Source organism: Thiomicrorhabdus sediminis (genome assembly GCF_005885815.1).
GTDB lineage: Bacteria > Pseudomonadota > Gammaproteobacteria > Thiomicrospirales > Thiomicrospiraceae > Thiomicrorhabdus > Thiomicrorhabdus sediminis.
On record NZ_CP040602.1, the window covers coordinates 1,963,837 to 1,983,320 of the forward strand.

General features: G+C 45.9%; 15 protein-coding genes and 1 riboswitch. Of the genes, 11 read left to right on the forward strand and 4 right to left on the reverse strand.

The window, feature by feature from the left end; all coding sequences use genetic code 11:
• Positions 1 to 66: 66 nt before the first annotated feature.
• The 3 genes from purH (at position 67) to FE785_RS08950 (ending at position 3,862) form a co-directional block, all read left to right on the forward strand.
• Entirely contained in the window at positions 67 to 1,629 is a 1,563-nt protein-coding gene (gene purH / locus FE785_RS08940) for a bifunctional phosphoribosylaminoimidazolecarboxamide formyltransferase/IMP cyclohydrolase (protein WP_138565417.1), read from the forward strand.
• A gap of 436 nt (positions 1,630 to 2,065) precedes the next feature.
• The gene (gene purD / locus FE785_RS08945; protein WP_138565418.1) at positions 2,066 to 3,349 is read left to right on the forward strand and encodes a phosphoribosylamine--glycine ligase; all 1,284 of its coding nucleotides are present in this window, start codon (positions 2,066 to 2,068) and stop codon (positions 3,347 to 3,349) included.
• A 171-nt stretch (positions 3,350 to 3,520) separates the two neighbouring features.
• Positions 3,521 to 3,862, forward strand: coding sequence for a late competence development ComFB family protein (locus FE785_RS08950; RefSeq protein WP_138565419.1), 342 nt, complete (start codon positions 3,521 to 3,523; stop codon positions 3,860 to 3,862).
• A 61-nt stretch (positions 3,863 to 3,923) separates the two neighbouring features.
• On the opposite strand, the gene clpB is transcribed toward FE785_RS08950, so the two are convergent.
• A complete protein-coding gene (clpB, locus tag FE785_RS08955) occupies positions 3,924 to 6,494 on the reverse strand; it encodes an ATP-dependent chaperone ClpB (protein WP_138565420.1) in 2,571 nt (856 codons plus the stop codon).
• A 253-nt stretch (positions 6,495 to 6,747) separates the two neighbouring features.
• Between clpB and FE785_RS08960 the strand changes: the two genes are divergently transcribed.
• Positions 6,748 to 7,650: a YdcF family protein gene (locus FE785_RS08960; RefSeq protein WP_138565421.1), complete on the forward strand. Its 903-nt coding sequence runs from the start codon at positions 6,748 to 6,750 to the stop codon at positions 7,648 to 7,650.
• Between the two features lie 55 nt (positions 7,651 to 7,705).
• Here FE785_RS08960 and hemN read toward each other — a convergent pair whose 3' ends face one another.
• The 3 genes from hemN to rlmKL form a co-directional block, all read right to left on the reverse strand.
• Positions 7,706 to 9,088, reverse strand: coding sequence for an oxygen-independent coproporphyrinogen III oxidase (gene hemN, locus FE785_RS08965; RefSeq protein WP_138565422.1), 1,383 nt, complete (start codon positions 9,086 to 9,088; stop codon positions 7,706 to 7,708).
• Between the two features lie 100 nt (positions 9,089 to 9,188).
• The gene (locus tag FE785_RS08970; protein WP_138565423.1) at positions 9,189 to 10,568 is read right to left on the reverse strand and encodes a GGDEF domain-containing protein; all 1,380 of its coding nucleotides are present in this window, start codon (positions 10,566 to 10,568) and stop codon (positions 9,189 to 9,191) included.
• Positions 10,569 to 10,682: 114 nt separating this feature from the next.
• On the reverse strand, positions 10,683 to 12,884 hold the full coding sequence (gene rlmKL, locus FE785_RS08975) for a bifunctional 23S rRNA (guanine(2069)-N(7))-methyltransferase RlmK/23S rRNA (guanine(2445)-N(2))-methyltransferase RlmL (protein ID WP_138565424.1): 2,202 nt from the start codon (positions 12,882 to 12,884) through the stop codon (positions 10,683 to 10,685).
• A 219-nt stretch (positions 12,885 to 13,103) separates the two neighbouring features.
• Here rlmKL and FE785_RS08980 point away from each other — a divergent pair, with 219 nt between their 5' ends.
• The 7 genes from FE785_RS08980 (at position 13,104) to FE785_RS09010 (ending at position 19,470) form a co-directional block, all read left to right on the forward strand.
• On the forward strand, positions 13,104 to 14,375 hold the full coding sequence (locus FE785_RS08980; protein WP_238696254.1) for a lytic murein transglycosylase: 1,272 nt from the start codon (positions 13,104 to 13,106) through the stop codon (positions 14,373 to 14,375).
• Positions 14,376 to 14,410: 35 nt separating this feature from the next.
• Positions 14,411 to 14,629 carry a hypothetical protein gene (locus tag FE785_RS08985; protein WP_138565425.1) on the forward strand — a complete coding sequence of 73 codons (219 nt, stop codon included), beginning with the start codon at positions 14,411 to 14,413 and terminating at the stop codon, positions 14,627 to 14,629.
• Between the two features lie 127 nt (positions 14,630 to 14,756).
• Entirely contained in the window at positions 14,757 to 15,059 is a 303-nt protein-coding gene (locus FE785_RS08990) for an antibiotic biosynthesis monooxygenase family protein (RefSeq protein WP_138565426.1), read from the forward strand.
• 82 nt (positions 15,060 to 15,141) lie between these two features.
• Positions 15,142 to 15,245: riboswitch (TPP riboswitch) on the forward strand.
• 168 nt (positions 15,246 to 15,413) lie between these two features.
• Positions 15,414 to 17,363 carry a phosphomethylpyrimidine synthase ThiC gene (gene thiC, locus FE785_RS08995; protein WP_138565427.1) on the forward strand — a complete coding sequence of 650 codons (1,950 nt, stop codon included), beginning with the start codon at positions 15,414 to 15,416 and terminating at the stop codon, positions 17,361 to 17,363.
• Between the two features lie 10 nt (positions 17,364 to 17,373).
• Positions 17,374 to 18,471 (forward strand): glycine oxidase ThiO, encoded by a 1,098-nt coding sequence (gene thiO, locus FE785_RS09000; protein ID WP_138565428.1) that lies wholly within the window; start codon positions 17,374 to 17,376, stop codon positions 18,469 to 18,471.
• On the forward strand, positions 18,468 to 18,671 hold the full coding sequence (gene thiS / locus FE785_RS09005) for a sulfur carrier protein ThiS (protein ID WP_138565429.1): 204 nt from the start codon (positions 18,468 to 18,470) through the stop codon (positions 18,669 to 18,671). Before thiO ends, thiS begins: the two co-directional genes overlap by 4 nt.
• A gap of 1 nt (position 18,672) precedes the next feature.
• The gene (locus FE785_RS09010; protein WP_238696255.1) at positions 18,673 to 19,470 is read left to right on the forward strand and encodes a thiazole synthase; all 798 of its coding nucleotides are present in this window, start codon (positions 18,673 to 18,675) and stop codon (positions 19,468 to 19,470) included.
• Positions 19,471 to 19,484 lie beyond the last annotated feature (14 nt).

Genomic DNA, 19,484 nt, shown 5'->3' on the forward strand with positions numbered 1-19,484 from the left:
TCATAACTGAGTTTATTTTTCCACAACTTTATATTTTTATCGATTTTCGACTTTTGGAGATTAACAATGAAACCTGTTCGTCGTGCTTTAATTAGCGTTTCAGACAAAAACGGCATTCTTGAATTTGCTCAAGAATTGAGCAATCTTGGCGTTGCCATTCTTTCTACTGGTGGAACCTACAAAGTTCTTTCTGAAGCCGGTCTGGCTGTGACTGAAGTTTCTGAGTATACCGGTTTTCCTGAAATGATGGACGGGCGTGTAAAAACCCTACACCCAAAAATCCATGGTGGTCTACTGGGTCGTCGCGGCACCGATGATGCGATTATGTCAGAACACGGTATCGACCCGATCGATATGGTTGTTGTTAACCTTTACCCGTTTGAAGCAACCGTCGCTAAAGCCGACTGTTCTCTAGAAGACGCTATTGAAAACATCGATATCGGTGGCCCAACCATGTTGCGTTCTGCGGCGAAAAACCACAAAGACGTAGCAGTAGTGACTGACCCTGCCGATTACAGTCGTATTCTTGCCGAACTAAAAGCGAACGACGGCCAATTGGCTCATGCCACGCGTTTTGATTTGGCGATCAAAACCTTTGAACAGACAGCACGTTACGATGGCGCTATCTCAAACTACTTCGGTACTATGTTCGGCTCGGATGATGCCGATAACTTCCCACGTACCTATAACACTCAGTTCGTCAAAAAACAGTCTATGCGTTACGGTGAAAACCCGCATCAGAATGCGGCCTTCTATACCGAACGCAATCCTGCGGAAGCGTCAATTTCGACTGCGACCCAAATTCAGGGTAAAGAGCTGTCTTTCAACAATATCGCCGACACCGATGCCGCTTTGGAACTGGTTAAGACATTCGATGACACCGCTTGCGTGATCGTAAAACACGCCAACCCTTGTGGTGTTGCCGTCGGCTCAAGCCTGTTTGAAGCTTATGACCGCGCTTATAAGACGGATCCGACTTCGGCTTTCGGTGGCATTATCGCCTTTAACCGTGAGTTGGATGTCGAAACCGCTCAGGCGATTATCGACCGTCAGTTTGTTGAAGTCATTATCGCACCAAGCGTATCTGAAGACGCTAAGGCAGCGGTTGCCGCAAAACAAAACGTACGTCTTCTAGAGTGTGGTGCACTGGGTGAGCAACTAGCGGCTTATGATTATAAGCGTGTTACTGGTGGCCTATTGGTTCAAGACCGCGATTTAGGCATGGTTGATATGGCTGATCTGAAAGTTGTGACCAAAAAAGCGCCAACCGATGAGCAGATGAAAGACCTGATGTTTGCATGGAAAGTGGCCAAGTTTGTTAAATCAAACGCGATTGTTTACGTTAAAGACGGTATGACTATTGGTGTGGGTGCTGGTCAGATGAGCCGTGTTTACTCAGCGAAGATCGCCGGTATCAAAGCGGCCGATGAAGGCTTGGAGGTCCCTGGTTCTGTAATGGCATCGGATGCGTTCTTCCCATTCCGCGACGGCATTGATGCAGCAGCAGCGGCAGGTATTACTGCGGTAATCCACCCAGGCGGATCAATGCGTGACCAGGAAGTGATCGATGCGGCAGACGAGCACGGCATCGCGATGGTGTTCACAGGGATGCGCCACTTCAAACATTAAAAAGGCTTGTTTACCTGACTTCTGCGTTATGTAACAAACTTCGGGTGCTCATGTACAAGACGTACACTCCGCTCCGGTTTTGTTACAAGCCTTGAATTCAGGCAACACGCTCTTTTTAAGAGTTGAAGAAGGAATCGTAACGGCTTGTTTACTCAATTTCTGTGTTGGATAAACAGCTTCCGCTGCTCACGTATCTTAATACGCTGCGCTGCGGTTCTGTTATCCACCTTGAACTTGAGCAAAACGCTCATTACTTTTTTCAGTAAACTTAAAAAAATTAACTCAAAAATTGAAAAATAACAGCTTTAATGTTTTTTAGCGCCATTCAAATCAAGGCAAAAAATGTGAGCTTACAAGTGTAAGTGACCATTTTTGAACGCGGATTTGGATGGTGATAAAAATTATTAAAGCTGTTAGCCCCTTGATAGGTGAAAGAATGAATGTATTAATTATTGGTAGTGGCGGTCGCGAACATGCTCTGGCGTGGAAAACGGCGCAATCAACAAAAGTAAGTCAGGTATTTGTTGCACCAGGTAATGCCGGTACGGCTTTGGAAGAAAACCTGACCAATGTGGATATCGCCGTTGATGACATTCAAGGCTTGGTTGATTTTGCCAAAAGCAATGCCATTGATTTAGCCATTGTCGGCCCGGAAGTTCCACTGGTTTTAGGTGTTGTGGATGCCTTCACCGAAGCCGGCCTTAAATGTTTTGGCCCAACGGCTGGAGCTGCCCAACTGGAGGGTTCAAAAGCGTTCTCCAAAGACTTCCTAGCCAAGCACAATATTCCAACGGCGGCTTATGAAGTCTTTACCGAAATCGCACCGGCACACGCATATTTGGAAAAAATGGGTGTACCGATTGTGATTAAGGCTGACGGTCTAGCGGCAGGTAAAGGGGTTATCCTTGCAGACACTATGGAACAAGCAAAAGAAGCGGTTTCCGATATGCTTGCCGGCAATAAATTCGGTGACGCCGGTTCTCGTGTTGTTATTGAAGAATTCCTAGTTGGTGAAGAAGCCAGCTTTATTGTTATGGCCGATGGCAAAAACGTGGTGCCAATGGCAACTTCTCAGGATCATAAGGCTCGCGATAATGGTGATACAGGGCCCAACACTGGCGGTATGGGAGCCTACACACCTGCCCCGGTGGTAACACCGGATATCCATGACCGTATTATGAACGAAGTCATCTATCCGACTATCGAAGGCATGGCAAAAGATGGCCTACCCTATACCGGTTTCTTGTATGCCGGAGTGATGATTGATGCTTCAGGAGCACCAAAGGTATTGGAATTCAATTGCCGTTTCGGTGACCCAGAAACTCAACCAATCATGATGCGTTTGCAGTCGGATTTGGCTGAACTTTGCTTGGCGGCAATCGATGGCAAACTGGAAGGTATGACGACCGACTGGGATGAGCGTGCAGCTCTAGGTGTGGTCATGGCGGCTGGCGGCTATCCGGATGAATACCGTAAAGGTGATGTCATCACCGGTATTGAAAATGCCGATTCAGCCGACATCAAGGTCTTCCATGCCGGTACGGCAAGTAAAGACGGCCAGGTGGTTACCGCTGGCGGGCGTGTATTGTGTGTCACCGCTTTGGGTGCCAATGTGACCGCGGCCCAGCAACGCGCCTATGAAGGTGTTGCCGAAATCAACTGGGATGAGACTTATTATCGTACCGATATCGGTCATCGTGCGGTAGCGCGTGAAAAATAATCGATCTTAATCAAGTTTGATAAATAAAAAAGCACCTTCGGGTGCTTTTTTATTGCCTACCGGAACATACCGAATAAACAATATGTCTGTCATAACATGAATTTATTGGCGAGCCTTATGGATAAATAGTATATTGAAAGCAGATTTCAATGGATGATTTGAGGAGGGGCGATGTACCTACGCAAGTCAGTAGATGAGGAGGAGTTCGATTTGGATTCTGTACATAACTATTATGAACGTCTAGTATTTAATGAAATTAACGATAAATATGCTCATGAATTTGATGATAGTGAGCACCTGGCCGACATGGCCTGTATCGCACTCAATGAAATCCCACCTCGCTATATCCGTTATGATATCGACATGTCATTTTATATGTCTCCGCAGGAATATCTGGATACTCAAGTACGTGTCCAGGATGCGGTTCGCCATGCTTATAAAAGGATCAAAAAACACCAGCAGCACCGTAACGGGCAGCTCCTCCAAGAACAAAACGACGACAAACAGCCATAAAAAATGCCGGTTGAAGCGAACTCCAACCGGCATAACATTGTGTTAACCCTTGTCACTTGAGTTAGTCAAAACTCAACTTTTCATTTTGATAATCAATATGCACAGTACCACCCGGAGAAAAATCACCTTGCAATATTTTCTGCGCAAGAGGGTTTTCCACCTGTTGTTGAATGACACGTTTTAATGGACGTGCACCAAATACCGGATCGAAACCAACTTCACCAATCATATCCAAAGCCGCATCGCTGATTTCCAGCTGCATGTCATTGGCCGCCAGACGCTGGCGCAAGCTATCCAATTGAATGTTGGCAATCGCTCGGATTTGCTCTTGCGCCAATGGATGAAACACTACGATATCGTCAATTCGGTTAATGAATTCAGGTCTGAAATAGTTACCAACCACTTCCATTACATCCGATTTCATTTCCGCATAACTGGCCTTACCGGCTTTTTCCTGAATGACCTGTGAACCCAGATTCGAAGTCATGACAATCACCGTGTTTTTAAAGTCCACAGTACGTCCTTGACCATCGGTTAAACGTCCATCGTCCAAGACCTGCAAGAGGATATTGAAAACATCAGGGTGAGCCTTTTCGACCTCATCCAATAGAATCACCGAATAAGGTTTACGGCGAACCGCTTCGGTCAGATAGCCGCCCTGTTCGTAACCGACATAACCCGGAGGCGCTCCCACCAAACGGGCAACCGAATGTTTTTCCATAAACTCCGACATATCGATACGTACAATCGCATCGGTGGTATCAAACAGAAAATCCGCCAAGGCTTTGGTCAATTCGGTTTTACCAACCCCAGTAGGTCCCAAGAACAAGAAGGAACCATTGGGACGATTCGGGTCGGATAGCCCAGCTCGCGAACGACGAATCGCATCCGATACCGCTTTGACCGCTTCACGCTGCCCAACCACCTGCTCTTCAAGCACCTGTTCCATTTCAAGCAGCTTTTCACGCTCACCCTGCATCATCTTCGCTACCGGAATGCCTGTCCAGCGGGCGACCACTTCAGCAATCTCCTCTTCGGTCACCTTATTACGTAACAGATGCTGCTCGCTCTCCTCACTAGCGGCTGATTCGGCCATCTCCGCTTCGCGGATTTTCGTCTCCAGTTCAGGAATTTTGCCGTACTGAATCTCGGACATTTTGGCAAGATTACCTTCGCGACGAGCCGATTCTAAATCGATACGCGCCTGCTCAAGCTTCTCTTTAAACTGTTGGGCTCCCTGCAAAGCGGCCTTGTCTTTTTTCCAAATCTCTTCCAGATCCGAATACTCTTTTTCCATTTCGGCAATTTGCTCTTGTAGGCTAGCCAAACGCTTTTTAGAGGCTTCGTCTTTCTCTTTTTTAAGCGCAACCTGTTCCATTTTCAATTGGATCAGACGACGATCCAATCGATCCATCACCTCCGGTTTGGAATCAATCTCCATACGAATACGCGAGGCCGCTTCGTCAATCAAGTCAATCGCCTTATCCGGTAATTGACGGTCGGTGATATAACGCTGCGACAGGCTCGCCGCGGCAACGATCGCAGGATCGGTAATATCAACCCCATGATGCACCTCATAACGTTCTTTCAGACCACGCAAAATCGCAATAGTATCTTCTTCGCTTGGCTCATCAACAATCACCTTCTGGAAACGACGTTCAAGCGCCGCGTCTTTTTCAATGTTTTCACGATATTCGTTGAGCGTCGTTGCACCGATACAATGAAGTTCACCGCGAGCTAAGGCTGGCTTGAGCATATTACCCGCATCCATCGAGCCTTCGGTTTTCCCGGCGCCGACCATGGTATGGATTTCATCGATAAACAGAATCACCTGCCCTGCCTGCTTTTCCAAGTCTTTCAACAGTCCCTTCAAACGCTCTTCGAATTCACCACGGTATTTGGCGCCAGCCAAAAGCCCGGCCAAATCCAATGATAGTAGACGTTTGTTCTTCAGGCCTTCCGGCACTTCGCCATTAACGATTCGTTGCGCCAAACCTTCCACAATGGCGGTTTTACCTACACCAGGTTCACCGATGAGTACCGGGTTGTTTTTGGTACGGCGCTGTAAGACCTGCACCGCACGGCGAATTTCGTCATCACGCCCGATAACCGGGTCCAATTTACCGGATTCGGCACGTTCTGTTAAATCAATCGTATATTTTTCCAAAGCCTGACGGTTTTGTTCTGCATTCTGGTCTTGCACACTTTCACCTCCACGCACTTGTTGAATCGCTTGTTCAATTTTATTCTTATCGGCACCGGCCTGCTTTAACAAAGTCGCCGCTGTATCATTAGTTTCCAATAGCGCTAGATAAAACAGTTCGCTGGCGATAAACGCATCGGCATTCTGCTGTGCCTGCTTGTCCATTAAATTCAGCACCTGTGCCGATTTCTGCGATAACTGCACATTGCCGGCACTACCACTTACCTTAGGTAAAGAATTAAGCTTCTCTTGCACGGATTGTTTTAATAAGGCGGTATTGACCTGAGCCAACTGCAATAAATGACTCGACTCATCAATCAACGCCGAGAGAATATGCAATGGTTCAATAAACTGATTATCTTGCCCGACCGCAATAGATTGCGCCTGCGCCAAAGCGTTTTGAAACTGAGTGGTAAATTTGTCCATCATTGCTGGCAAACTCCTTGATAAATATCCTATAACTACATAAAAGATAGGGATATTTTTTTATCATTCAAGCCAATTAAATTAATTTTTTTGAAAAAAATTGACGCCGACTGCTTAACTGTTTGATTAGATTAATAATATTTTCAGTGCATTGCTATTAACAATAACGCAGAGAAAATCCTTATAAGCATTGCTGTTTAGCGTTTTTCATGCTTAAAATTAGGACACCCCCTTTTCATTTGCCACAGGACAAGCTATGGATAATCTATTTTTTATGCTATCAAAACTCGTATGGGCATTTTTGAGCCCTGGAAATCTGATTATCATTGCTTTATTTGTAGGCATGGTTTTTCTGATTTTCAATAGCTTCGGCAAAGCAAAAAAAATATTGGTGCCGACCGCTCTTATCAGCTTCTTGATTATGGCTTACCCTGTAAGCGACTATTTAATGCAACCGCTAGAAAACCGTTTTAGCAAACCTGAAGTTCTTCCGGATCAGATTGATGGCATTATCGTTTTAGGTGGCGGCGAAGATCTAAAACGTTCGCTAAGCTGGCAAGTAGCCGAATTAGGTTTAGGCGGTGATCGTTATGTCGGTGCGGCAAGCTTGGCCAGTTATTATCCTGATGCACCGGTGATTTTTAGTGGCGGCAGCGGTTTAATGAGCCTGCAAAACACTGAAGGTGAAGGAGCCATAGCCCGACAACTGCTGACAACCATCGGTATTGATGAACAGCGCCTGATTATCGAATCACTATCACGTAACACCTATGAGAATTTCAAATACATAAAGCCTTTATTACCAAAAGACAAGGGCACCTATGTATTGGTCACCTCCGCCTTCCATATGCCACGTTCGGTAGGCATTGCCAGAATGCAAGGCATCAAGGTGGTTCCTTTTCCGGTCGACTACCGCACAGATAGCGAAAACTATCGCACGGTTGGTTTTGATTTCAACCGTAATCTAACAACCTTAGAAGCTGGCTGGCGCGAATGGATCGGCCTTACCGCCTATTACTTCACTGGCAAAACCGCCGACTGGTTTCCGAAACCAAACGGCGAAACAAAATCGGGCGGTAAAATCATCAAGGGATTCTACGACGACCAAGCGAAGCCTTTTATCAATGAATCCACACCGCAAACAACACCGGTGGAATAAGATAAGTCATCAATAAAGAAATCCAAAACTGCCGTTATAAACGGCAGTAGACTGATCAAATCACTTTAGAGAAACGGTTTGCGCTACTCTGTTTCAGATATGCGTCAAACACCATACAGATATTACGGATCAATAAGCGCCCTTTGGCGGTGACACGTAAATCATCTTTATCCAATTCAATCAAACCGTCGGCAACCATTGGGTCTAGGCTAACCAACTCCGTTGAGAAATATTCAGCAAAACGAATATTCCATAGCTGCTCAAGCTGTGCGAAGTTCAAATGAAAATGACTAATCAATCGTGTAATGACATCTCGGCGTAATTCATCATCCTCTGATAGTTTCACGCCACGAAATACCGCTAAATCACCGGAATCGATCGCTTCATAATATTCATTCAAACCTTTGCGGTTCTGGGCATAGGTATTATCTATCAATGAAATAGACGTCGCCCCCATACCAATCAAATCGCACTCAGCATGTGTCGAATAACCTTGAAAGTTTCGGTATAGCGTCTCATTACGTTGCGCTATTGCCAACTCATCATCCGGTTTAGCAAAATGATCCATACCGATATAGACATAACCGGCCTCTAGCAGACGTTCTGTTGTTGATTGCAATATTGCCAACTTTTCATCCGCGTTCGGCATATCCGCTTCATTCATTTTTTTCTGCGTCGGAAACATTGATGGCATATGCGCATAGTTGAAAATAGAGAATCGATCCGGTTCGGCTTCGAGCACCTGATCCAACGTTTTCAAAAAGCCCTGTTCGGTCTGATGCGGCAAACCATAAATCAAATCGACATTAACCGATAAAAAACCCGCCTCACGCGCGCCATACAGTACTTCAAAGGTCTGCTCTTTGGACTGGATACGATTCACCGCTTTTTGAACCTGAGGATCAAAATCCTGCACCCCCAAGCTCATGCGATTAAACCCTAATTCTCGCAGCGCCTTGACCGATTCTCGACTTGCTTCACGTGGATCAATTTCAATCGAATATTCACCGCTATCATCATCATACAGATTGAAGTGCTGACGCGTTTTCTGCATTAAAGCCGTCATCTCTTCAACATTCAAGAATGTCGGTGTGCCGCCGCCCCAATGGAGTTGTTCCACTTTTCGATTAGGGTCAAAAAGCGCTGATTGCAATTCGATTTCCTTAAACAATCGCTCTAGATAGGGTTGAGACTTTGAACGATCTCGTGTCCACACCTTATTACAGGCACAGAAAAAACAGACGGTATCGCAGAAAGGAATATGAAAATACAGCGATAAACCCCGCTCTGAAGAATTACTGCGTTGGGCAGCCGCTTTGTAATCGGCCAAACCAAAATCTTCTTCAAACTGGATCGCGGTCGGATAGGAAGTGTAACGTGGACCGGACTGGTTATAACGCTTGATTAATTGCTCATCGAATTGGATAGATTGTTCCATAATCATTGCCCTTAAGTATGCGTCTTTTCATTAAGACGGCTTCTATTTAGACTTATGATAACCAATCAAATAACAACAAAAAGTGCTTCCAATTGAAAACTTATTCTGCCTCAAGAACTTTATGGAAAGTACGATTTCGACCCGACTTTTTTGCCTTATAAAGCAAGTCATCGAGCTGACCGAACACTTCTTCAAACTGAAACATCGCAAACGACATGGTACTGATGGCACCACAACTGACTGTGATTTTTAATTCGCCGTCTTTAACCACACCAAATCTTGTCTTGGCAATGGTGTCACGCATACGTTCTGCAAGAACATAACAATCATCAGCCCTTTCACTCAATGTCAGAGCAAGAAACTCTTCGCCACCCCAACGAAATACCGATTCCTCTTCACGCATACACTCTCTGAGAATGTCGGCAAGTTGCTCCAATACCTGGTCACCGACCAGATGGCCATAGTTGTCGTTGACCGGTTTAAAATAATCGATATCAATCAGAACCAAGCCAACAAACAGGTTTCTGCGTTTGGCAAAAGCCAACTGTTTTTCCAAAATATCATCAAACAATTTTCGGTTAGGCAGCCCTGTCAAACTGTCCAAAGTACAAAAACGAATCAATTCCGTTTCCATTACCTGCATCAAGACCTCGGTAACGCGGTCTGAAGCTTCTTCCATGGAATTCAAAATTTTAACGATTTGATCAGGCTGACTGTTGCGGTTACATTCAATGGCCTGAACGGCAAGCTCGTGAACCTCATGATGAGCCTGGTCAAAACTTTGCTGGGCTGTTTGCGGAATTCTTTGCCAACCGCCAGCCTGCAACCATTTACCTAAACGACACTCTTGGGTGCTCAAAGGTAATTTTTCTTCAGACATTTCACCCAATGCCATGGAAAACGCGAGGATTTTCCATTTGACATGATCTTCATAAACTTGCATCAACTCTGCGGGAAAGGCCGCCGAAACCAATTCATAAGAGCGTTTGACATGGTTGACGTCCATAGCAAATTTTTGTGTGATTCGGCTCTTCATTTCGACCAAATGGAAGACATGATTATTAAGCAGACTTAAGGCATCAACCATTAAGCCGACTATATACAGCAGCTGATGCGGCTGAACTTCATCCAGACAAGAATAGACGGCATGACGGCATTGATTGATTAATAAGGTGATATGGTTTTGTCTCAGCCCCAACTGCTTCCAATGCAATACCTGCATATAAAGTTCATGGTAGAGGCTCTGATCAAATTTAGTGCTGACCAAAGTGGTAAAAAAATTGGGTAAGAACAGCGTTGTTGAACCCTGCTCATATTGCAAACCTGTATTAGCCAACCCCGCAAAGACTTTTTCATAGAAGAGCGGTTCACAATTCAGCAGACGTGCCTGATGTTGGCCGAGTAAATCAAGATGATCTTGGCTAATTCCAATCATCTCATTGAGATTATCAATTTTTATAACATCATCTTCTTGAACCATTCAATTCAATTCTCATTTGCTAACTTATTGGCTCAATATATCAACAGTAGACGTACAACACAAAAACATTAGAATTCAATTGTTTTATGATCTGAATTTGAATAAATTGCTGAACTATTTTTTACGGATTACCCATACTTGATGAATCTTGCTGTTGCGCTGAAAATCCTTCGGCATAGTCTGCTGGGTAATGTTATCCACCAGCAAATCCGCCAGAGCTTCATTATCCAATTTAAACTTGCGCAAGTTATTGGAAAAAATCAGCTCGCCTCCGGGGTTGAGCAGTTTCATTGCCTGCTCAATCAAAGCAACATGATCTCGCTGGATATCCAATACACCTTCCATACGTTTCGAAGTCGAAAACGATGGCGGATCAAGAAAAACCACATCGAATGTTTGCTGCGGCTGCTCACTTTGCGTCCGCAACCATTCCAGGACATCGGCTTGAATCAATTCATGCTGAGCATCCTGAAAACCGTTCAACATCAGGTTTTTTCGTCCCCAAGCCAGATAGGTTTTGGATAGATCGACGCTGATAGAGGATTTGGCACCGTGAACCGCCGCTTCAACCGTGGCGGTGGCGGTATAACAAAACAGGTTCAACAAGGACTTACGGCGCGACTTCTGCGCAACCAAAGCGCGCACATCACGATGGTCCAAAAACAAGCCGGTATCCAAATAATCGGTGAAATTGACACGTAATTTGGCACCGTTTTCCACTAGCGTATGAAACTGACGGTTCTCGTCCAATTTTTCATACTGCGACGTGCCTTTTTGTTTTTCACGAACCTTAAAGACAATCTGCTCAACCGGAACCTCTGCAAACACCCCTGGCAAGCCTGCCAAACCTTCATGCAGACGTTTTTTTGCCTTAGCACGATCCACCGTTTTCGGCGGCGCATATTCATTGACAATCAACCAGTTACCACTATCTTCGGTTTGGTAATAGTCAATCGCCAAGGCATATTCGGGAATATCGGCATCATAAACACGGTAAGCATTAATGGCGTTGTTTTTCGCCCATTTTTTCAAACTCTTCAAGTTTTTCTTAATACGGTTAGCCACCATTACCGCGCCTTCCGAATCAGCCAATTCCGGTTTGATTTTGGTGACTTCTTCGGCCAGGTTGCTACCGCCTTTTAAAGCCGGCTCGCGATAAAACTCTTCATTAACCTCAAAACGCAACAGCTTACATTCCATTGGTCCATTCAAAAAGTTATGACTGCGCTTGGCTTTTAATCCCAGATACATTCCCAGTTCCGGATTACAGGTCAACAGCGCGGCCTGCCAACCGTCGAATTCATTCTTGAGATATTTACCTAACGCCAGATAAACCTCTTTGACGGTTTCCACCTCACCGAGACGCTCACCGTAAGGTGGGTTGCAAATCACCAATCCTGGTTGCCAGTCTCCCCAGCGATGCGCCTGTTCAACAGTCATCTGTTTGATTTCAATCGAATCGTCATAACCGGCATTGCTGATCGATTTTTCTGCCACCTTTAAAGACTTGTGCGACGCATCCGAACCATAAATATCCGGTAAAGCTCTTAAACCTTGCGCTTCACGCCCCTCCGCTTCATCAAGCAATTGGTTCCATAACTTAGCATCATGCTGCTTCCAGAAGTTCAACTGCATGCGCTCGGCTTTTTCCAAGCCCGGTGCCAAATCCGATGCCATCATCGCCGCTTCCACCAAAAAGGTACCGGAACCGCACATAGGATCATATAAAACACCCCCTTGTTTGGCGATTTCCGGCCAACCGGCGCGCATCAATAATGCCGCGGCAACGTTTTCCTTAAGCGGCGCCTTGACCTGCTCCCCTTCGCGATAACCACGCTGGTGCAGACTGTAACCGACCAAATCGATACTCAAGGTCAATTGATTACGATTTAAATGTCCATGAACTCTGAGCTCAGGGTTTTGCGTATCGACCTTAGGTCGGCTATTACTGACTTCACGAAAATAATCGACAATACCGTCTTTGATTTTCAAGGCACCGAAATGGGTATGATCGATTCCCATCCCCTTACCGGAAAAAGACACCGCAAAGGTACCAAAAGCATCCATATGCGATTGCCAATCTATTGTGGCCACCTGTCTGGTCAGGTCCTCCTGATTATCCAGTTCGACTTCCAGAACGGTGATATAGATTCTGTTTGCCAAACGTGACCACAGACAGCTACGGTAGACCACCTCCAAATCACCTTCAAAACTGACACCACGAGGCTGAGCCTTGACGTTCTGCGCGCCAAAAGCGATTAATTCTTCTCGCAACAATTCACTTAAGCCACCTGGAGCCGAGGCAAAATATTTCATTCAACATTCCTAAATAATAGAGACGGATTTGCTTCATTTGCCAAGCAAAAATCTGTGCCGTCGGTAAAGTTTGACAATAGTGTTAATTTTAACGGTTTTCTTTTCAGGTTTGGTTTTGTTTCGGTAGAATAACGCTCTAGTTAGCAATTTTTTAGCTATCGTCGAGCATTAATCAGGCGTTAAAACAATAATCAACCAGCCAAGCCAGAGCGAGAAAAAATGAAGTTAATCATGCAAACCGTTAAATTAAGCTATTCCGCTAAATTTTCAGGCGTGCTGACCAGTTTATTTTTAAGCTTCTTGTTTAGCTCCAGTGCCGCTTTTGCCGAAACCAGTCAGGCCGACTTCAAAATTTGGCTCAACGAATTCAAACAAGAGGCGGTGACAGCAGGCATTAAAACCGCAACCGTCAACCAAGCCTTTGCCAATGTCAGCCTTAACGAAGACGTTCTGTTATCCGACAAGTCGCAACCGGAATTCACCCAGACGTTTTTCCAATATTTTGACCGCGCCGTCAGCGACTATCGTATCCGCACCGGCCAAAGACGTTACAAACAGCATCGTAGACTGCTCGATCAGGTTACCCGTAAATACGGTGTTCCCGGACGTTTTTTAGTTGCCTTTTGGGGATTGGAAACCAATTTTGGTAGCTATACCGGTAATATCCCGATTTTTGAATCGCTTGCCACGCTGGCTTACGACCCTCGTCGTAGCGGTTTTTTCCGCGGCCAGTTAATGGATGCTTTGAAAATTCTCGACAAAGGTCATGTCAGCCTCAGGCAGATGAAAGGTTCATGGGCAGGCGCGATGGGGCAATGCCAGTTTATGCCATCAAACTATATTCACTATGCGGTAGACGGTGACGGCGACGGCAAAATCGATCTATGGAATAGCCTGCCGGATGTGTTTTATTCAGCCGGAAACTTTCTTTCCCAATTAGGCTGGCAAAGAGTCGAAAACTGGGGACGTGAAGTCGCGCTACCGAAAGATTTCGACTACGCATTGGCCGATAATAAAACCCAACGCAGTTTAGCGGAATGGCAAAAACTCGGCTTAAAATTAGCCGATGGCCGCCCCTTGCCGATTGAAGAGATGCAAGCCAAATTGCTACTGGCCACCGATTACCAAGGCCCGGCCTTTTTAGTCTTTGACAATTTCCGCGTCATAAAACGCTGGAATAATGCCGATAAATACGCGCTTGCGGTCGGCCATTTGGCTGACCGGATCATTGGCAGAGCGCCGCTCACCAAGCAGCGTCCGGCGGATGATGAACCGCTAAGTACTAAACTGGTCAAAGAAGTGCAGATTCGCCTTAATAATCTGGGCTATCAAACCGGTAAGCCGGACGGCGTAATCGGCAAGAGAACCCGTCAGGCCTTGCGCGAATTTCAGGTGAAGAATAAGATTCCGGCAGATGGTTATGTGAATGAGGCCATGCTAAAAATATTGCGTCAAGCCGACAAGTCGGCCGTTAATCTAGAAGAAGCTTGATTAAAATCCGGTAAAAAGTTGCTTAAGGTACTTTTATGACTGACTCCATCACACATGATTGCCCTCAAAATGCGCCTGATAAGGCGTTGCAATCTATGCTGCATGCAATAAATCCCAAGCAACAACATCAACCGTTTTCCGAAATCGAGCTTTCCGCCTATCAATTCTGGAAAACCCAAAGCCGTTTGGCCAAATTAACCATGCAACTGCAACATTCTTTGCATCAACAGCGCCTTGATTCCAAAAACTCTTAATAGTCTAAGCTTCCTCTTAGCGATTATTTGCTGAAACAAATCCGCTAAAAATCTATCTCCTAAAGACTTTCAAACAGAATTTCCTGTCAACTGATTGGCCAAACATGGCTTATCAAAGGAGTTATCGATGCATGCAATGAACGTCCGTGTCCACATTGAAAATGGCAAGATTGAAGACGCCGCTGCAGTTCTAAAAGAACAAATCATGCCGGTAGCGGCGAACTATCCCGGTTTTATCGAAAACTTTTTACTTGTCGATGCGGCCAACAGTCGTATAGCGACCCTAAGTGTTTGGCAAACTGAGGCAGATGCCAAAGCCATTTACGAAGATGAAGGCGGCCTTTATCAAATCGCCTTGGGTAAACTCAAACCTTTTTTAGCCGCCCCACCGGATGCCTGGCTAGGTCCGGTTAGCCAAGTCAAAAAATAAGCACCAGGATTGATTTTCGCATCAAGATTTCGATTTTCTATTTTGCAAAAAGAAATTTAATCGTTATACTGACGCCTCTTAATTTTAATTGTCGGAGTGCCTAAGACTAGGCTGAGATCGCATTAAGCGGGATCCGTAGAACCTGATCTGGTTAGTACCAGCGAAGGGAACAATCTGAAACGCCATCGATATTCCTACCCGGAGTGTTCGACTCTTCCGAGACACAATCATTCGTCTCCGGACTTGGGCTAATACAGAGTTGATGCCATATTATTTCGCTCAGCATCTGTTTATGTTCTGTTCTACTTAATAGTCTAAAGCGCTTCGCCTTCATCTAAATGAAAAGGCAAAGCGATGAATCAAACCACACAAATCATTCAACCCAATACAACTAAAAGTCGTCGTCAGCGTCGAGCGGAAGCCGAAGCATTTATTCAAAATGTCTCCGGACAATCTTTCCCCAATTCTAAAAAAGTCTACGTTGAAGGCAAAATTCACCCAATCAAAGTTGGGATGCGTGAAATCAGCTTAAGCGACACCTACGTTTCCGGCCCCGAAGATAATCCGGTTACCGAAACAAACGAGCCTGTCTGCGTTTACGATACCTCCGGCCCTTATACCGATAACAATATTGACATCGATATTTATCAAGGTTTGCCTAAGCTGCGCGCTGACTGGATTATTGATCGTGATGATACCGAGACACTGGATTCTGCCAGTTCTGAATTCACCCAACAACGTCTATCCAATGAAAAACTGGATACCATCCGTTTTGATGCCCTACCGACGGTACGCCGCGCTAAAGCCGGTAAAAACGTCACTCAAATGCACTACGCTCGCCAAGGTATTATCACGCCGGAAATGGAATATATTGCGATTCGTGAGAATATGAAACGTGCTGAGGTGCGTGATGAGATGATTAGCCAGCAACATCAAGGCGAATCATTTGGAGCCAGCATTCCACAGGATATTACACCTGAGTTTGTCCGCGATGAAGTCGCACGTGGTCGAGCGGTGATTCCTTGTAATATCAACCACCCCGAATCGGAACCGATGATTATCGGACGCAACTTCTTGATTAAGGTCAATGCCAATATCGGTAACTCTTCGGTCGGTTCTTCAATTGCCGAAGAAGTAGAAAAGCTGGTTTGGGCGACCAAATGGGGTGCCGATACGGTAATGGACCTGTCCACCGGACGTCACATTCATGAAACTCGTGAATGGATCATGCGCAACTCACCAGTGCCGATTGGCACGGTACCCATCTACCAGGCACTGGAAAAGGTTAACGGAATCGCTGAAGACCTGACTTGGGAAATCTTCCGCGATACGCTGATCGAACAGGCTGAACAAGGTGTCGATTATTTCACTATCCATGCCGGCGTATTGTTGCGTTATGTTCCTATGACGGCCAAACGTGTCACCGGTATTGTTTCGCGTGGTGGCTCGATTATGGCGAAATGGTGTCTGGCACATCATCAAGAAAACTTCCTCTACACTCATTTCGAAGACATCTGCGAGATTATGAAAGCCTATGATGTCAGCTTTTCTCTAGGTGATGGTCTGCGACCTGGTTCAATTGCCGATGCCAATGACGAAGCGCAATTTGCCGAATTGGAAACCCTTGGCGAACTGACTAAAATCGCTTGGAAACATGATGTTCAAGTAATTATCGAAGGCCCGGGACATATTCCTCTGCATATGATTAAGGAAAACGTCGATAAGCAATTAAAAGAGTGTGACGAAGCGCCGTTTTATACCTTAGGACCTTTGACCACGGATATCGCACCGGGTTATGACCATATCACTTCCGGTATCGGTGCCGCCAATATCGGTTGGTACGGCTGTGCCATGCTTTGCTATGTGACGCCGAAAGAGCATCTGGGCTTACCAAATAAGGACGATGTGAAAGAAGGTCTGATGGCATACAAGATTGCCGCCCATGCCGGTGATTTAGCAAAAGGCCATCCTGGTGCGCAGATTCGTGATAATGCCCTATCCAAAGCGCGTTTTGAATTCCGTTGGGTTGATCAGTTTAATCTAGGTTTAGATCCGGAGCGTGCGCGTGAGTATCATGATGACACCATCCCGCAAGAATCCGGTAAGGTCGCACACTTCTGCTCCATGTGCGGACCTAAATTCTGCTCGATGAAAATCTCCCAAGAGGTACGCGACTATGCTGCGGCACAGGAGAACAACGCACAAATCAGCGAAATCACTTTGGATGAAATCAAACAGGGCATGAAAGAGAAGTCCAAAGAGTTCATTCAAGCCGGTAGTGAAATCTACCAGAAAGAGGCTTGAGGAAACCACTATGCGCATAGCGATTTTAGGCGCCGGTTTACTCGGCCGTTTGCTCGCTTTACAACTCAGCCAGGATCATGACATCACCCTGTATGATAAGGATGATGGCACTGCCCAGCAAAGCGCCGCTTATCAAGCGGCGGCAATGTTGGCTCCGATTGCGGAATCCGCCGAAGCTTCAAACGCCATTATGCAAATGGGACAGCGCAGCTTAGAGCTCTGGCCCGATTTGCTTAAACAACTCAATGAACCGATTTTTTTCCAAAAATCGGGTTCATTGGTATTGGCTTTTGCCCAGGATGGGGCTAGTTTTGCAAATTTCCAACAACAGTTAAAAGGCCAAATAAACCAAGATTACAGCCTGATCGATAAAACTCGTTTGAGTGAGTTGGAACCCGAATTGGCCCAACAACCCAGAGCCTTTCAACACATGATGTATCTACCCGATGAAGGCCAGCTGGATAACCGTCAATTATTGCATGCGTTACGAGACACCTTAATCTCAAGAGACATCAAATGGCATACCGATACCCAAGTCAGCCTGCAAAATAACCAGATATGGATTAACGACAAATATTTTGGTTTTGAAAAGATCGGTCTGATGTTCGATAAGATCATCGATTGCCGTGGCTTGGGCGCCAAAACGCAAATAGCACCTTCCAGTCAATTGCGAGGTGTTCGCGGCGAAGTGTTACGCCTGTATGCGCCCCAGGTCAATCTGCAACGGCCAATACGGCTGATGCATCCGCGCTATCCGATTTATATCGCCCCGAAACAGAACCATCATTTTGTTGTCGGCGCGACGCAAATCGAATCGGAAGACAATCGTCAACCCACGGTGCGTTCTGCATTGGAACTGCTCTCGGCATGCTTTAGTGTGCATAGCGGATTTGGCGAAGCGGAAATCGTCGAAATATCCTCAGGTTTACGCCCTGCATTACAGGACAATGAACCGCAAATTTGGATTAACGACCATGTCATCCAGCTCAACGGCTTATTTCGTCACGGTTACCTGCTTTCTCCTGCCATGGTGGAACAGTGCTGCGCTCTGATCAATGACAATATCGACAAGGTGCCCTCTTATCCCGGATTAATAACAAAGTTATGACTATACAAATATTGATTAACGAGCAAGAATTTGAACTTGCCGAACAAAGTTCCTTAGCGGATGCCGCCCAGGCTTTCGGCGCAACCATGCCGTTTGCGCTGCTACTGAATAATAAGTTTATTCCCGCATCTGAACATCAAACCACTGCTATCGACAACCATGATCGCATTGAAATCATTAGCGCGATTCAGGGAGGTTGAGGTGACAGATTGCAAACTCAATATCTACGGGACGGAACTTGATAGCCGTCTGCTTATCGGCAGTGCTTTATATCCATCTCCGCAAATCATGCGCGATTCGATTCAAGCCTCCAACTCGCAAGTGGTGACCTTATCCCTTAGCCGACAGAACCCTCAAGCCAATGGCGGCAGCGATTTCTGGCAGATGATCCAATCTCTCGGCCTTCATTTGCTGCCCAATACCGCCGGTTGTCACTCCTCTCAGGAAGCGATCAATATGGCACAAATGAGTCGAGAACTGTTTCAGACAGACTGGATTAAACTTGAGCTCGTCGGTGATGACTACAACCTGCAACCTGACCCTATCGAGTTGGTCAAAACCACTGAAGCCTTGCTTAAGGATGGCTTTAAGGTATTGCCTTACTGTACCGATGACTTGGTCATTGCACGTCATCTGGTTGAGCTGGGATGTAAAGTGATTATGCCTTGGGGCTCGCCCATCGGCACAGGCAAAGGGTTATTAAACCCTTATGCCTTACAAGCCATTCGCGATCGTTTTCCGGAGGTTACCCTGATTGTTGATTCCGGCATAGGCAAACCTTCCCACGCTCTTCAGGCAATGGAAATGGGTGTGGATGCCATTTTATTAAATACCGCGGTGGCCAAGTCACATAACCCGGTAATGATGGCTCAGGCATTTGCGCAAAGCATTCAAGCCGGACGCCTCGCATATCAAGCAGGGCTGATGACAGAACAACATCAAGCCAATCCCAGTACACCAACACTCGATCAGCCTTTTTGGCATCAAGTGAATTATTAAAAGAATTGCACATT

Coding starts and splice junctions, on each gene's coding strand:
- purH (WP_138565417.1), top strand. CDS start 67: ATGAAACCTGTTCGTCGTGCTTTAATTAGCGTTTCAGACAAAAACGGC.
- purD (WP_138565418.1), top strand. CDS start 2,066: ATGAATGTATTAATTATTGGTAGTGGCGGTCGCGAACATGCTCTGGCG.
- FE785_RS08950 (WP_138565419.1), top strand. CDS start 3,521: ATGTACCTACGCAAGTCAGTAGATGAGGAGGAGTTCGATTTGGATTCT.
- clpB (WP_138565420.1), bottom strand. CDS start 6,494: ATGATGGACAAATTTACCACTCAGTTTCAAAACGCTTTGGCGCAGGCG.
- FE785_RS08960 (WP_138565421.1), top strand. CDS start 6,748: ATGGATAATCTATTTTTTATGCTATCAAAACTCGTATGGGCATTTTTG.
- hemN (WP_138565422.1), bottom strand. CDS start 9,088: ATGGAACAATCTATCCAATTCGATGAGCAATTAATCAAGCGTTATAAC.
- FE785_RS08970 (WP_138565423.1), bottom strand. CDS start 10,568: ATGGTTCAAGAAGATGATGTTATAAAAATTGATAATCTCAATGAGATG.
- rlmKL (WP_138565424.1), bottom strand. CDS start 12,884: ATGAAATATTTTGCCTCGGCTCCAGGTGGCTTAAGTGAATTGTTGCGA.
- FE785_RS08980 (WP_238696254.1), top strand. CDS start 13,104: ATGAAGTTAATCATGCAAACCGTTAAATTAAGCTATTCCGCTAAATTT.
- FE785_RS08985 (WP_138565425.1), top strand. CDS start 14,411: ATGACTGACTCCATCACACATGATTGCCCTCAAAATGCGCCTGATAAG.
- FE785_RS08990 (WP_138565426.1), top strand. CDS start 14,757: ATGCATGCAATGAACGTCCGTGTCCACATTGAAAATGGCAAGATTGAA.
- thiC (WP_138565427.1), top strand. CDS start 15,414: ATGAATCAAACCACACAAATCATTCAACCCAATACAACTAAAAGTCGT.
- thiO (WP_138565428.1), top strand. CDS start 17,374: ATGCGCATAGCGATTTTAGGCGCCGGTTTACTCGGCCGTTTGCTCGCT.
- thiS (WP_138565429.1), top strand. CDS start 18,468: ATGACTATACAAATATTGATTAACGAGCAAGAATTTGAACTTGCCGAA.